This window comes from Actinacidiphila yanglinensis, assembly GCF_900107965.1.
GTDB classification, from domain to species: domain Bacteria; phylum Actinomycetota; class Actinomycetes; order Streptomycetales; family Streptomycetaceae; genus Actinacidiphila; species Actinacidiphila yanglinensis.
The window spans coordinates 77,446-89,935 of the sequence record NZ_FNVU01000020.1 but is presented as its reverse complement, the minus strand read 5'-3'; the positions used below and the strand labels follow the sequence as shown (position 1 = coordinate 89,935).

The window sequence follows — 12,490 nt, the reverse complement described above, 5'->3', positions numbered from 1 at the left end:
GTGTGAGCAAGCCACCGTTCGAACAGATCGTGACCGAGCACGGGCCGATGGTGCTGCGGGTGGTGCGTGCCGTGCTGGGGCCGCACGACGCGGAGGACGCCTGGTCGGAGACGTTCCTCGCGGCGCTGCAGGCCTACCCGGAGCTGCCCGGGGACGCGAACGTGGCCGCGTGGCTGGTGACCGTCGCGCACCGCAAGGCGATCGACGTCACCCGTGCCACCGCGCGCCGGGCGGTGCCGGTCGGCGAGCTGCCCGAACGGCCGAGCCGGTCCGGCCGCCCGGAGGACTGGGACCCCGACCTGTGGCGCGCCCTCAAGGCGCTGCCGGAGCGGCAGCGGCACGCGGTGGCGTACCACTACCTCGCGGGGCTGCCCTACCGGGAGATCGCCGCCATGACCGGCGGCAGCACCGACGCGGCACGCCGGGCCGCGGCCGACGGCATGCGCACGCTGCGCCGCACCTACCCGGCGCACCCGGACGGCGACGCGGACACCAGCACGGACATCGGCGCGAGCACCGGCGGCGGCACCGGAGCCGCGCCACCGGCCGCGGCGGAAGCAGGCAGGAGCACAGGAACGCGCGGCGGCCAGGGAGCCGCCGCCGGCAACGAGACGGGAGCGAGGGGACGATGACCATGACCGCCACCGGATCCGCCGGGCGGGACCCGTTCGAGGGACTGCCCGAACACGACGACGAGGCGATGGCGCGGCTGCACGCGCGGCTGGCCGAACAGGCCGGCGCGGAGGGGGTGCTGGACGTCGCCTACCGCACGCTGGACACCCCGGCGGGCACCCTGCTGCTGGCCGCGACCGACGCGGGCGTGGTCCGGATCGCGTACGCGGTGCAGGACCACGCCGCGGTGCTCCAGCAGCTCGCGGACCGGGTCAGCCCCCGGGTGCTGCGCGCGCCCGGTCGGCTGGACGAGGCGGCCCGGCAACTGGACGAGTACTTCGCCGGGCGCCGCAGGACGTTCGAACTGCCCCTGGACTGGCGGCTGTCGAAGGGCTACCGGCGCCAGGTACTGGGCCTGCTGCCGGCCATCGGCTACGGCCGGACCGAGAGTTACGCGCAGGTCGCCGCGGCGTCCGGCAGCCCCCGCGCGGTGCGCGCGGTCGGGACCGCGTGCGCCACCAACCCGCTGCCGGTGGTGGTGCCCTGCCACCGTGTGGTGCGCTCCGACGGCTCCCCCGGGCAGTACGCCGGCGGGGCGGACGCCAAGCGGCTGCTGCTCGCGCTGGAGGAGGCATAGGGCCGGGGCCCTGGCGCCCGGCCACCCCGTTCGGGGGTGGCGCGGGGGGCCGCCGACCGGATAGGACAAGGTGGACTGGGTATCAAAAGTGCTGGCGGGACCCGGGGACGGGCTCGCCGGGCGGACAATGCCCGTGGGGCCGTCCGGCCCGAGGAGCACGACAGGACGATGGGGGCTGCGCGTGGCCGAGGAAGAAGCGACCTTCGCCGAGGACACCGGCGTCTCGGACCGGTTACGCCAGGACCGCCCGCACAGCGCCCGGATGTACGACTACTTCCTGGGCGGCAAGACCAACTACGCCGTGGACCGGTCCGCCGCCGAGGACGCGATCCGCCGGCTGCCGACGCTGCGGACCACCGCCCGCGTCAACCGCGCGTTCGTGCACCGCTCCGCGCGCTTCCTCGCGCGTGAGTGCGGCATCCGCCAGTTCCTGGACATCGGCACCGGCATCCCGACCGCGCCGAACCTCCACGAGGTCGTCCAGCGCGAGGCGCCGGTCTCCCGGATCGTCTACGTGGACAACGACCCGATCGTGCTGGTCTACGCCGACAACCTGCTCGGCAGCACCCCGGAGGGCGCCACGGAGTACGTCGAGGCCGACCTGACCGACCCCGGCGCGGTGCTGGCCGCCGTGGAGGAGGCGGACTGCCTCGACCTGTCCCTGCCGGTCGGCCTGAGCCTGAACGCGGTCATGCACTTCGTGCCGGACGACGTCGATCCCTACGGGGTGGTGGCGACCCTGCTGGACCGGCTCGCCCCGGGCTCGTACCTCGCCCTGTCGCACGTCACGCACGAGTTCGCCCCCGAGGCGTGGGCCCAGATCACCGAGATCTACACCTCCGGCGGCACCCCGCTGCGGACCCGCGACCAGGCCGAGGTGGAAGGGTTCTTCGACGGCCTGGACCTGGTCGACCCCGGGGTGATCGTCGCGCACCAGTGGCGGCCTGAGGCGGCCAGCGGTCCGACGCTGGTCACCAACGCCCAGTCGTCGCTGCTCGCCGGGGTGGCCCGCAAGGGGTGAGCCGGCGCAAGCCGGCCGGGCCGCGCGGACGAACCCGCGCGGCCGGCTAGCGGAGCTTCTTGATGTGGTCCTGGATGCGCCGGACCGTGGCGCGCTGGCCGAGCGAGGCGATCAGCAGCCGGTCGAATCCCTTGACGTGGTCGTCGACCTCGTGCTCCTCCTGGAGGTAGAGGCCGCCGCCGGACCGCTCGATGTAGACGATGTCGGGGAGTTGGCCGTCGGCGAAGTCGAAGATCGTGGTGGTGCCGATCTGCACGGGCAGGTTGGGCCGGGTCAACTCGACGAGGTTGAAGCCGATGTCGGGGTCGTCGGCCAGCGATATCAGGTGTTCCAGCTGGCGCCGCATGCCCTCGCGGGAGCCGTACGGCCGGACCAGCGTGACCTCGTCCAGCACGCACAGCAGCTTCTTGCCGGTCGAGCGCATCAGCCGCTGCTGGCGCATCGCGCGCAACTCGACGATCCGCTCGATCTCCTGCTCGCCCTTGCCGGCCGAGTTCGCGCGGATCAGCGCGCGGGTGTACTCGGGGGTCTGCACCAGGCCCGGCAGTTGGGCGATCTCGTAGCTGCGGATCCGCTGCGCCATGTCCTCCAGGCTGACCAGGGTCTGGAGGGTCTTGGTGGACACGTCGCTCCAGGCGTCCCACCAGCCGCGCTCGTTGGCCGCGCGGGCCAGGTCGAGCAGCGTCTCCCGCTCGGCCTCCTCGTGGACGCCGTAGACGTCCAGCAGGCGGCGCAGGTCGGCTTCCTTGAAGTCGTGCCGGCCGTTCTCCATCCGGCTGATCTTGGAGGCGGAGTGGCCGATCTGACGGACCACGTCCTCCGCGGTCAGGCCCTGCGCGAGCCGGCGCTGCCGCAGTGTCTCCCCGAAGATCATCCGTTGCGCCGTCGGTGCCCGGCCCGACAGGTCGTGGACGTTGCGGGCCCCACGCGGACTGCGAGACGGCTGAGCTGGCACGGCAGGTCTCCTTCTCGGGGTGTCCACCCCGTACGGGTCACCTATCGTGCCCTAGCGCTCACGGTGCGGAGGGCCCGACGTCACAACTGGCTGGATTCCGCTACTCGACGGCGAACTCGCCACGGGCCGTGCCGGCCACGAAGGCCCGTACCGCGGCGCGGCCGAAGGTGAGAACCGGACCGCTTCTGTCCTTCGAGTCACGGAACCCGACCGTCTCCTGATCGAGTTCGGCCATCTCGACGCAGTTGCTCTCGTGGTTGCTGTGCGAGCTCTTCCGCCACCGCACCACGGTTTCGGCCATGTTCGGCTGGAGCCGCGGGGTGGTCCGGCACCTCGCGCCTTCGTCCCGACCGGGCATCGTTCTCCTCCTCCTACCGGGGGTGATCGACCATGGCCGCGGATGCAATTGCACATCGCTCGGCCATCTTTAATGATGGCCGCGCCGCACCCGTTTCATGCGCCGCTCGGGCGTACTCCTGCCCCAGAAACGGAACGGATGATTCCGTCAACTGTGCGCCTGGGGCTACCAGTTCGACAGCGGTTCGCACGTTCGACGCATCCGCCCCACCCGGCCGGGCCAGGGGTCGGGGGCCGTCAGGGGGCGGGCGGGCGCCGGTCCGGGACGAGGAGGGTCAGGCGGTCGCGGGCCGCCTTCGGCAGGCCGGCCACCACGCAGCTCCAGGAGTGCGCGACGAGGTCGTCGATCTCGTCCGGGGGGATGGTGCCGTCCAGCGCCACGCTGTTCCAGTGCTTCTTGTTCAGGTGGTACCCGGGAGTGACGGCCGCGTAGTGATCCCGCAGGTGCAGGGACAGCGCGGGGTCGCACTTGAGGGCGACGGTGGGCGGTTCCGACTCGGCGCTGAGGATCGCGAAGATCTTGCCCGCCACCTTGTAGACGTCCACCTCGGGCCCGAACGGGTTCTCCTCGGTGGTCTCCGGCAGGTCGAGGGCGAGCGCCGCGATCACCCCGGGCTCCACCGGCGGGTACGGTGCCGGGCCCGCGGCGTCCTCGCCGTCGCGGTCGCCTGCGGTGGCTGCCATCGGTCCGTCCTCCGGGAGTTCGGGGCTGGTCGGACGCCCGTCCGCGGGCACGGCCGGCACGGGGGTGGGCGCGTCGTCACGCTACAGGGCGGCACCGACAGGACGTCCGGGCCACCGCCGTCGGAGGCAAGGACGGTGACCCGGACGGGGGAAGGGCGGCGCGCGTCAGCGGCCCTGGAGCGACTTCACGTTGTCGCCGAAGGTCCATCCCTTGGAGCCGTCCCAGTTCAGCGACCAGGTCATCAGGCCCTTGAGGGCGCCGCTGTAGGCGCTCCACGCCTGCCCGACCAGGTTCGGCGCCATGTAGCCGCCGCCCGCGCCGGCTTGCGCAGGCAGGCCCGGCACCTGCTTGTCGTAGGGCACCTTGATGGTCGTGCCCTGAACGGTCAGTCCGTTGTTGAGGCAGGTGGTCTGCGCGGTGAAGCCCGCGACGGTGCCCGCCTCGTAGGAGTCGCCGGAGCAGCCGTACATGCTCCCGTTGTAGTACTGCATGTTGAGCCACCAGAGCCGGCCGTTGTCGGCGTACTTCTTCACGATCGGCAGGTAGGCGCCCCAGATGGAGCCGTAGGTGATGCTGCCGCCGGTGACGTAGGCGGTCTCGGGCGCCATGGTCAGACCGAAGCCGGACGGCATCTGGGAGAGCACGCCGTCGATGATGCGCTCCAGGTTGGCCTGCGAGGTGGACAGCGTGCCGATGCTGCCGCTGCCGACCAGGCCGGTCTCGATGTCGATGTCGATGCCGTCGAAGTCGTACTCCTTCAGGATCGGCACCACGGTGGCCACGAAGCGGTCGGCGACCGCGCTGGAGCTGAGGTCGATGCCCGCGGCCGCTCCGCCGATGGACATCAGGATGGTCGCGCCGTTCGCCTTGGCCTGGCACATCTCAGCGGGCGTGGCCACCTTGACCCCGGTGTCCATGCCGTCCTGCCAGAGCACGGTTCCGTCGGACTCGATGACGGGGAAGGCCGCGTTGATCACGTTGTAGCCGTGCTGCGCGATCCGGCCGTCGGTGATCGGTATCCAGCCCAGGCCGGGGTGGACGCCGTTGGCGGCGCCGTCCCAGTTCTCCCAGTAGCCCTGGAGGACCTTGCCGGAGGGCCTGGGCTTGGTCGCACAGGTGTCGGCGGCGGGCGCGGCGGCCGTGCCGGTACGGGTCACGGTGATCCCGGCGCCGGTGCGGGTCGCGGTGACCGGGGTGCCGTGGGTCGCGGTGGCCGCGCGGGCGGGGGCCGGGGTGACGGCGTGGGTGGCCGCGGCGAGCGGCAGTTGGGCCAGGCAGGCCGCCGCGAGTCCGGCGCCGAGCAGGCGGAGCCGGCGGCCGTGGGTAGCGGGCATGTGTGCTCCCTTCTCTCGCCGCGGACCGCGGGTCACCGAGCCGGTGGGGGGCGGCCATGACAGCCCGGGCTTCGGAGTGAGGTGGAGAAACCGGTGTGACGCATGGGCATCACGTGGTGGCCCGGATCGTAAAGTGGTCTCGACCACTCGTCAATAGGTCTGGACCAAAGCCGCGCACCTGGGGTCACCGCGCGGCCCCCGGCCGGCGGACCTCCAAGTCCGTGCACTGCCAGCTCAGTTCGCGCACCCCGGGGGCGGGCGCCTGGTGGCCGTACGCCCCGGCGGCGACGCTGATGTTGACCACCAGCCAGGCCCGCCAGGCGGCGCCGACCCCCCGCCCGTCCTCGTAGACGGTCCGGCCGTCGACCTGCCAGCGCACGCTACGGGCGCCGAGGACGACGTGCAGCCGGAAGGCGCGCCCCGGGGTGATGACACCGTCCGCGTAGTCCCCGGCGCCGCCCACGTGGTTGGTCAGCTCCAGCATGTGCGGGTGGGTCGGGTGGTACTCGAACGCGTCGACCTCGCCGTGGCCGGGTTGCGGCCGGCCGGAGGAGGAGTCGCGGCCCCACGTCCACAGCGCCGGCCAGGCGCCCGGGGTGTCGTCCACCACGCAGGTCGCGCCGAGTTCGTCGCCGGGCCGCAGCTCGAAGCCGCCGGGGGCGAACTCCGTGGAGACCAGGTCGGCGTTCCAGTCGCCGGAGTCCGAGAGGCGGGCCCGGAAGACGCCGGCCCCGGTGGGTGCGTAGGCGGGGCCGATCCGGTCGAGCTTGTTGTCGCCGGGGTTGCGGCCGTCGGCCGGGTAGGCGGAGGTGCGGCCCACCGCCCAGGCCGAGCGATCGGTGAAGGGAGCGGCGAAGACGACGGGCGCCGGGGGCGCCGCGGAGGGCGGAACTGTCATGGGTGCACTCCAGGGTGGCGGCCATTACTCCCAGTGAACGCCGGTCACGCCCGGCCCGAGAAGCGGCGCGCGGACGGGCGCCGGGAGCGGGCGCGGCACGGCTCGCGCCCCGTGCGGGGGCCGCCTCTCCGACGGGGGTGCGGCGGATGCGGGGAACGTGCGGGGAACTCAGTCGCCCCCGAGCATGGGACATAAGCGTACGATCGGACAAAATACCTACTGATCACCGATGAACCGGACAGGCCGACGGAGTGCAGCGGTGGGCGACGCGCGCACCCGACGCGGACGATCACGAGCGAGAGGGCGCGGATGGGCGGTGGACGGGACGAGTCGGGCCCGGACGGGGACGACGACGCCGAACTCCGGCAGATCGACGCGCTGAACCGGCTGAAGGTCGGACCGGCGTCCGATCCCGGCCCGGAACCCCCGGCGGCGGGCCCGACGGACGCCCACGAGCCGCCCGGGGCCCAGGCGCCGGCCGTGCCCGTGTCCGTACGGCCGGGACCGCGCGGCACGCTCGAGGGCTCCACCGGCGAGGGCGGCCTCGGCTCGGGCAGCCCCCGGGAGCGGGACGCCCTGCTCGTCGACACCGGCCACACCGTCGCCGACGCCGAGTCCCTGGACGAGGCCCTCAAGGCGCTGACCGCCCTGCACGCGCCCACCTTCCCCCTGGACGGCCAGGCCGTCTTCGGCATCCACGGCACCTTCCTCACCAAGCTCGCCACGCTCGGCTTCCGGCCGCCCGGTTCCGAGCGCGCGTTCCGGATGCCGATGTCGACGGGCTACCCGGCCGCCGAGGTGGTGCGCAGCGGCCGCCCGGTCTTCCTTCCGACGCCCGAGGAGTACCGGCGCCGATTCCCCGTCATGTACCCGCTGAGCGCGGGCAAGGGGCACAGCTCGTGGGCGTTCCTGCCGCTGGTGACGTCCGGGAAGCTGAGCGGGGTGTGGCTGGCGTCGTTCCGCTCTCCGGTGGCGTTCACCGACGACGAGCGGGCGCTGCTGACGGTGACCGCGCGGCTGCTGGCGCGGGCGCTGGAGCGCACCCGCACCGGTGAGGCGGAGCTGGCCCTGTCCCGGGGCCTGCGCAGCAGCATGGGCCGGGCCGGGCCGGCCATCTCGGGGCTGAGCGTCGCCACCCGTTACGTGCCGACCGGCGGCGGGCTGCTGGTGGGCGGCGACTGGTTCGACAGCCTCGAACTGCCCAGCGGCAAGCTCGCCCTGGTCATCGGCGACGTGCAGGGGCACGACGTGCACGCGGCGAGCCTGATGACCCAGCTGCGCACCGCCGTCCACGCCTACGCCGCCGAGGGCCACGGCCCGGACGCGGTGCTGGCGCGGGCCTCACGCTTCCTGGCCGCCCTGGACGAGGAGCGCTTCGCGACCTGCATCTACATCGAGGCCGACCCGCACTCCGGGGTCCTCAACATCGCCCGTGCCGGCCACCCGCATCCCGTGCTGCGGATGCCGGACGGCACCTGCATGATCAAGCACGTCCGCGGCGGCCTGCCGCTGGGGCAGATCCCGGGGAACGACGACGACTACCCGGTGTCGGTCGTGGAGCTGCACGACCAGGAGGTCCTGATGCTCTGCACGGACGGCCTGATCGAGACCGGCGGGCACGACATGTACAGCGGGTGGGTGCGGGTGCGCGACGCGATGTCGCCGGGGACGGGGGCGGACCTGGAGGGCATGGCGGACCGGCTGATCACGGCGGTGAACGGCCCGCAGCCCGCCGCCGGACCACCCGAGCCGGACCTGCGCCGCGCGGACGCCCGGCCGCGCAACGAGGACGACATCGCACTGCTGCTGGTGCGCCGGGACGCCGGTCTGCCGCGGCCGCCCGTGCAGGAGCGGCGGCTGGTACTGAACGTCGAGCAGGACCGGGCGGAGAGCCTGTCGGAGGCGCGCACCGAGCTGCAGTCGCTGCTGCACGACTGGGGGCGGCCGGACCAGGTGGACACCGCGGTGCTGCTCGCCTCCGAGCTGGTCGGCAACGTGCTGGTGCACACCGACCAGGCCGCGGCGCTGGTCGCCGTCGTCACCGGGGAGCCCGGCCGGCGCACCCTGCGGGTCGAGGTCACCGACCGCGGTGACGAGCTGCCGCACCAGCGCGCGCCGGGCGAGCTGGCGTCCTCCGGCCGCGGTCTGGTCCTGCTCGACCTGCTCTCGCACCAGTGGAGCGTGCGGCCGGAGTCCGAGGGAAAGACGGTGTGGTTCTCGCTGGACGAGGAACCTGACGCGAACGAGGGCTGAGCGAGCGGCTCATCCGCTCCGGCGCCGGGCACCGCGCCGGCCGAGCGGGCCGTAGGGCGGGGGCAGTTCCGCCTCGCGACCGGCCGGGCTGTCCTCGCGGCGGGGCCGGACCGCGCCCCGCAGTTCGGGGGCCTCGGCGGCGGGGGGAAGGTCGGGGGTGAGGTGGGCGCCGCGTGCGGCGGACGGGCCGTGCGCGCCCGAGGGATCGGACGGCGGCTCCTGGCCCTTCTGGTCGTCTCCTGACATCTCGTGTCCTGAAGTCATGAACTTCGCCTACCCACCTCCCGCGCCCGGTATCGGCCCGCTCGCCGCCGATCGCGGCCCGTCCCGTCTTCGAAACGATCGAGCCGTTTCCCTACACCTTTCGGCCCCCGCATGCGAGCCGGCCCCGCGCACCCCCTCGGCCGTGAAACCCGTGCGACGTGAGGGCACGCGACCCGCACCGTAACGCTTTGATAACCGCAGGCCGGAGGGTTGACCCGCTTTCCCGCCGCGCTCTAGCGTCTGGGCGGCGCAGAAATTTCGGCATCGCCGCCGAAACATTTCGAAAGGCTTACTCCATGAAGAAGCGCGCTTGGCTCCCTCGTGCCACCGCGGGCGGCGTGGTACTCGCGCTCGGCCTGTCCCTGGCGGCCTGTGGCGGCAGCAGCTCGGGCTCCGGTTCCGGCCGGATCCATGTCCTGGTCTACGGCGACGCGACGAACAAGGTGGAGAAGCAGATCGTCGCCACCTTCAACAAGACCTCGAAGGTCAAGGCGGTGCTCGACACCATCCCGGGTGCGGACTACCAGCAGAAGCTCCAGGGGATCATCAGCACCAAGCAGGCCCCGGACATCTTCTACAACTGGGGTGCCGGCAGCATCCAGCCGTTCGTCAAGGCGGGCCTGCTGATGCCGCTGGACAGCTTCATCGCCAAGGACCCCGGACTGAAGTCCAACTTCCTGCCGTCGGTGTTCAACACCGCGGTCGTCGACGGCAAGCCGTACGGCATACCGATGCGCGGCACCCAGCCGGTGCTGCTGTTCAACAACAAGAAGGTGCTCCAGGACGCCGGCATCTCGGAGCCGACGACCTGGGACGACCTGCTGGCGGACGTCAAGAAGCTCAAGGCCGAGGGCAAGACGCCGATCGCGCTGGGCGGCGGCGACCAGTGGCCGACGCAGATGTGGTTCGAGTACGTCTACGACCGCATCGCCGGCCCCGGCCTGTTCGAGAAGGCGCTCACCGGCGACAAGAGCGCCTGGGACAGCCCGGACAGCCGCAAGGCGCTGTCGATGCTCAAGCAGCTGGTCGACGCGGGCGCCTTCGGCAACAACTACGACTCGGTGAAGTTCACCGACGGCGGGTCCCCCGCGCTGCTGGCCACCGGTAAGGCGGCCTTCGAGCTGATGGGTTCGTGGGAGTACTCCACCGAGCAGGACGCCAACGCGGACTTCACCAAGTCCGACCTGGGCTACGGCTCGTTCCCGAGCATGGCGGGCGGCAAGGGCAACGCGGCCGACGTCGTCGGCAACACCAACAACTACTACTCGGTGCTGAAGAAGACCAAGTACCCGGACGCCGTCATGCAGTTCCTCAAGCTGCAGTACTCGGACGAGTTCGTGAAGGCGCACCTGGCCATCGGCAACCTGCCGACCACCACCAACACCCCGAAGTTCCTGGACACCGCGTCCAACCCGGCCTACCTGAAGTACCAGTTCAACCTGGTCAAGCAGGCCCCGTCGTTCCAGCTCTCGTGGGACCAGGCGTACCCGCCGTCACAGACCACGGCCATCCACACCGCCGTCCAGGAGTTCTTCGACGGCAAGATCAACGCCGACGGCTTCATCAAGGCCATGCAGGGCCTGTCGGCGTCCTGACCCAGGGATCCACGCCATGACCACCACTTCCCCCGCACCGGCGGCCGCGCAGGACGGGCAGGCCCGGCGGCCCGCCCGCCGCGCGGCCCGCCGGTCCGGCACCGCGGTGACCCGCCCGGGCTTCGCCTGGGCGGTTCCCGCCACCCTGTTCTTCGCCCTGTTCGCGATCCTGCCACTGGTGCTGGTCGCGGTGCTGTCCTTCACCGACTGGGACGGCCTGGACGCGCCGGCCTTCGCCGGCCTGGACAACTGGCGTGCGCTGCTGCACGACCACACCATGATCCAGAGTCTGTGGCTGAGCGTCCTGATCACCGTGCTCGGCGTCGCCGTGCAGACCCCGCTGAGCATCCTGCTCGGGGTCTGGGCGGCCGGGAAGCAGCGCAACCGCGCGGTGCTGTCCGCGGTGTTCTTCGTGCCGCTGCTGCTGTCGGCGACCGCGGTGTCCGTGCTGTGGCGGGCGATGCTGGACCCGAACTTCGGGGTACCGGCGCAGGCCCGCTGGCTGTTCGGCAACGGCAACCTGCTCGGCATGCAGTCCGGCGCGATCGGCGTGCTGGTGTTCGTCGGCGCCTGGCAGTACACGCCGTTCCACACCCTGATCTACCAGGGCGCCACCCGCGCGATCCCGGAGGTGCTGTACCAGGCCGCCGCGCTCGACGGGGCCGGCACCGTACGGCAGTTCTTCCACATCACGCTGCCGCAGCTGCGCAACACCATGGTCACGTCGATGATCCTGATGGTCGTCGGCGGCCTCACCACGTTCGACACGGTGCTGATCCTCACCCAGGGCGGCCCCGGCACCGACACCACGATCAGCGCGTACTACATGTACCAGCAGGCCTTCAAGAACTTCGACTACGGCGGGGGCTCGGCGATCGCGCTGGTGCTCGTACTCGTCGCCACCGTGATCTCGCTGGTGGTGGTCCGGGTGTCCGGCTACGACAAGATGCGCAGCAGCTCGGAGGGCCTGTGATGAGAAGGTACCCCAACTTCCTGGCCGGACTGGGCTCGCTGGTCTGGCTGTTCCTGGTCGGCCTGCCGCTGTACGTGATGCTCACCGCGACCCTGCGCAGCCGCACCGACTACTCCACCAACGGCCCGCTGTCCTTCCCGAAGCACTTCACGCTGCACAACTACACGCAGGACTTCTCCAACGGCTTCGGCCGGTACTTCCTCAACACCCTGGTGGTCAGCGCCGCGGTGGTGGCGATCGTGCTGCTGCTGGTGCCGCCGCTGTCCTACGCGATCGTGCGCGGCCGCGGCCGGGTCACCACCGGCGTGTTCCGGCTCTTCCTGCTGGGCCTGGCGGTGCCCGCGCAGGCGGTGATCGTGCCGATGTTCTACGTCATCAACCGCGCCGGGCTCTACGACAACCTGGCCGGCGTGATCCTGCCGACCGCGGCGTTCTGCCTGCCGGTCAGCGCCCTGGTGCTGACCGGGGTGATGCGCGAGATCACCCCCGACCTGTACGAGGCGATGGCGATGGACGGGGCCCCGCCGTGGCGGGTGTTCTTCCAGCTGGTGGTGCCGCTGTCCAAGGGCGGGCTGTCCACCATCGTGGTCTTCTCCGCGCTCCAGGCGTGGAACGGCTTCCTCTTCCCCCTGGTGCTCACCCAGTCCGACTCCTCCAAGGTGATCACCCTGGGCCTGTACGACTTCCAGACCGAGCACGGCGTGGACATCCCCGGCCTGCTGGCCGCGGTGGTGCTGTCGATGCTGCCGATCCTCATCGTCTACCTGTTCGCCCGACGTGCCCTGGTGCAGGGGCTGATGGGCGTCGGAGGAAAGTGACCGACACCGTGCCCGAACAGAGCGTGCCCGAGCAGACCGCGCCCGAGCGGACCGCCACCGGACCGACCACCACCACCGGACACCCCGC

The 12,490-nt window shown here is 71.8% G+C and carries 13 protein-coding genes; 7 read left to right on the top strand and 6 right to left on the bottom strand.

What is annotated here, in order from left to right; all coding sequences use genetic code 11:
- The first annotated feature begins 2 nt into the window (after positions 1-2).
- From C4U44_RS32655 to C4U44_RS32645, 3 genes are all read left to right on the top strand, one after another.
- Positions 3-632 (top strand): RNA polymerase sigma factor, encoded by a 630-nt coding sequence (locus C4U44_RS32655; RefSeq protein WP_103889689.1) that lies wholly within the window; start codon positions 3-5, stop codon positions 630-632.
- Positions 633-700: 68 nt separating this feature from the next.
- Positions 701-1,249, top strand: a complete 549-nt coding sequence (locus tag C4U44_RS32650; protein ID WP_200823486.1) for a methylated-DNA--[protein]-cysteine S-methyltransferase — start codon at positions 701-703, stop codon at positions 1,247-1,249.
- Positions 1,250-1,430: 181 nt separating this feature from the next.
- Complete coding sequence (locus C4U44_RS32645) at positions 1,431-2,270, top strand: SAM-dependent methyltransferase (protein ID WP_265737356.1); 840 nt, start codon at positions 1,431-1,433, stop codon at positions 2,268-2,270.
- Between the two features lie 46 nt (positions 2,271-2,316).
- Here C4U44_RS32645 and C4U44_RS32640 read toward each other — a convergent pair whose 3' ends face one another.
- From C4U44_RS32640 to C4U44_RS32620, 5 genes are all read right to left on the bottom strand, one after another.
- Positions 2,317-3,225: a helix-turn-helix domain-containing protein gene (locus C4U44_RS32640; protein ID WP_160145162.1), complete on the bottom strand. Its 909-nt coding sequence runs from the start codon at positions 3,223-3,225 to the stop codon at positions 2,317-2,319.
- A 100-nt stretch (positions 3,226-3,325) separates the two neighbouring features.
- Complete coding sequence (locus C4U44_RS32635) at positions 3,326-3,583, bottom strand: DUF397 domain-containing protein (protein ID WP_322973712.1); 258 nt, start codon at positions 3,581-3,583, stop codon at positions 3,326-3,328.
- A 236-nt stretch (positions 3,584-3,819) separates the two neighbouring features.
- A complete protein-coding gene (locus tag C4U44_RS32630; protein WP_103889767.1) occupies positions 3,820-4,266 on the bottom strand; it encodes an MmcQ/YjbR family DNA-binding protein in 447 nt (148 codons plus the stop codon).
- A 165-nt stretch (positions 4,267-4,431) separates the two neighbouring features.
- The gene (locus tag C4U44_RS32625) at positions 4,432-5,601 is read right to left on the bottom strand and encodes a chitinase (protein WP_235032517.1); all 1,170 of its coding nucleotides are present in this window, start codon (positions 5,599-5,601) and stop codon (positions 4,432-4,434) included.
- Positions 5,602-5,785: 184 nt separating this feature from the next.
- Positions 5,786-6,499, bottom strand: coding sequence for a LamG domain-containing protein (locus C4U44_RS32620; RefSeq protein ID WP_103889685.1), 714 nt, complete (start codon positions 6,497-6,499; stop codon positions 5,786-5,788).
- Between the two features lie 309 nt (positions 6,500-6,808).
- Here C4U44_RS32620 and C4U44_RS32615 point away from each other — a divergent pair, with 309 nt between their 5' ends.
- On the top strand, positions 6,809-8,752 hold the full coding sequence (locus tag C4U44_RS32615; RefSeq protein WP_103889684.1) for an ATP-binding SpoIIE family protein phosphatase: 1,944 nt from the start codon (positions 6,809-6,811) through the stop codon (positions 8,750-8,752).
- A 9-nt stretch (positions 8,753-8,761) separates the two neighbouring features.
- Here C4U44_RS32615 and C4U44_RS32610 read toward each other — a convergent pair whose 3' ends face one another.
- Positions 8,762-9,016, bottom strand: a complete 255-nt coding sequence (locus C4U44_RS32610; protein WP_146088402.1) for a hypothetical protein — start codon at positions 9,014-9,016, stop codon at positions 8,762-8,764.
- 296 nt (positions 9,017-9,312) lie between these two features.
- On the opposite strand from C4U44_RS32610, the gene C4U44_RS32605 reads away from it, so the two are divergent.
- The 3 genes from C4U44_RS32605 to C4U44_RS32595 are packed head-to-tail and all read left to right on the top strand — an operon-like array spanning position 9,313 to position 12,402.
- On the top strand, positions 9,313-10,611 hold the full coding sequence (locus tag C4U44_RS32605) for an ABC transporter substrate-binding protein (protein ID WP_103889682.1): 1,299 nt from the start codon (positions 9,313-9,315) through the stop codon (positions 10,609-10,611).
- A gap of 16 nt (positions 10,612-10,627) precedes the next feature.
- Positions 10,628-11,584, top strand: coding sequence for a carbohydrate ABC transporter permease (locus C4U44_RS32600; protein WP_103889681.1), 957 nt, complete (start codon positions 10,628-10,630; stop codon positions 11,582-11,584).
- A complete protein-coding gene (locus C4U44_RS32595; RefSeq protein ID WP_103889680.1) occupies positions 11,584-12,402 on the top strand; it encodes a carbohydrate ABC transporter permease in 819 nt (272 codons plus the stop codon). Before C4U44_RS32600 ends, C4U44_RS32595 begins: the two co-directional genes overlap by 1 nt.
- Positions 12,403-12,490 lie beyond the last annotated feature (88 nt).

Bases quoted from the DNA above. Each gene is read 5' to 3' on its own strand.
- C4U44_RS32595 (WP_103889680.1), top strand. From the start codon at position 11,584: ATGAGAAGGTACCCCAACTTCCTGGCCGGACTGGGCTCGCTGGTCTGG.
- C4U44_RS32610 (WP_146088402.1), bottom strand. From the start codon at position 9,016: ATGACTTCAGGACACGAGATGTCAGGAGACGACCAGAAGGGCCAGGAG.
- C4U44_RS32620 (WP_103889685.1), bottom strand. From the start codon at position 6,499: ATGACAGTTCCGCCCTCCGCGGCGCCCCCGGCGCCCGTCGTCTTCGCC.
- C4U44_RS32615 (WP_103889684.1), top strand. From the start codon at position 6,809: ATGGGCGGTGGACGGGACGAGTCGGGCCCGGACGGGGACGACGACGCC.
- C4U44_RS32630 (WP_103889767.1), bottom strand. From the start codon at position 4,266: ATGGCAGCCACCGCAGGCGACCGCGACGGCGAGGACGCCGCGGGCCCG.
- C4U44_RS32600 (WP_103889681.1), top strand. From the start codon at position 10,628: ATGACCACCACTTCCCCCGCACCGGCGGCCGCGCAGGACGGGCAGGCC.
- C4U44_RS32650 (WP_200823486.1), top strand. From the start codon at position 701: ATGGCGCGGCTGCACGCGCGGCTGGCCGAACAGGCCGGCGCGGAGGGG.
- C4U44_RS32635 (WP_322973712.1), bottom strand. From the start codon at position 3,583: ATGCCCGGTCGGGACGAAGGCGCGAGGTGCCGGACCACCCCGCGGCTC.
- C4U44_RS32625 (WP_235032517.1), bottom strand. From the start codon at position 5,601: ATGCCCGCTACCCACGGCCGCCGGCTCCGCCTGCTCGGCGCCGGACTC.
- C4U44_RS32605 (WP_103889682.1), top strand. From the start codon at position 9,313: ATGAAGAAGCGCGCTTGGCTCCCTCGTGCCACCGCGGGCGGCGTGGTA.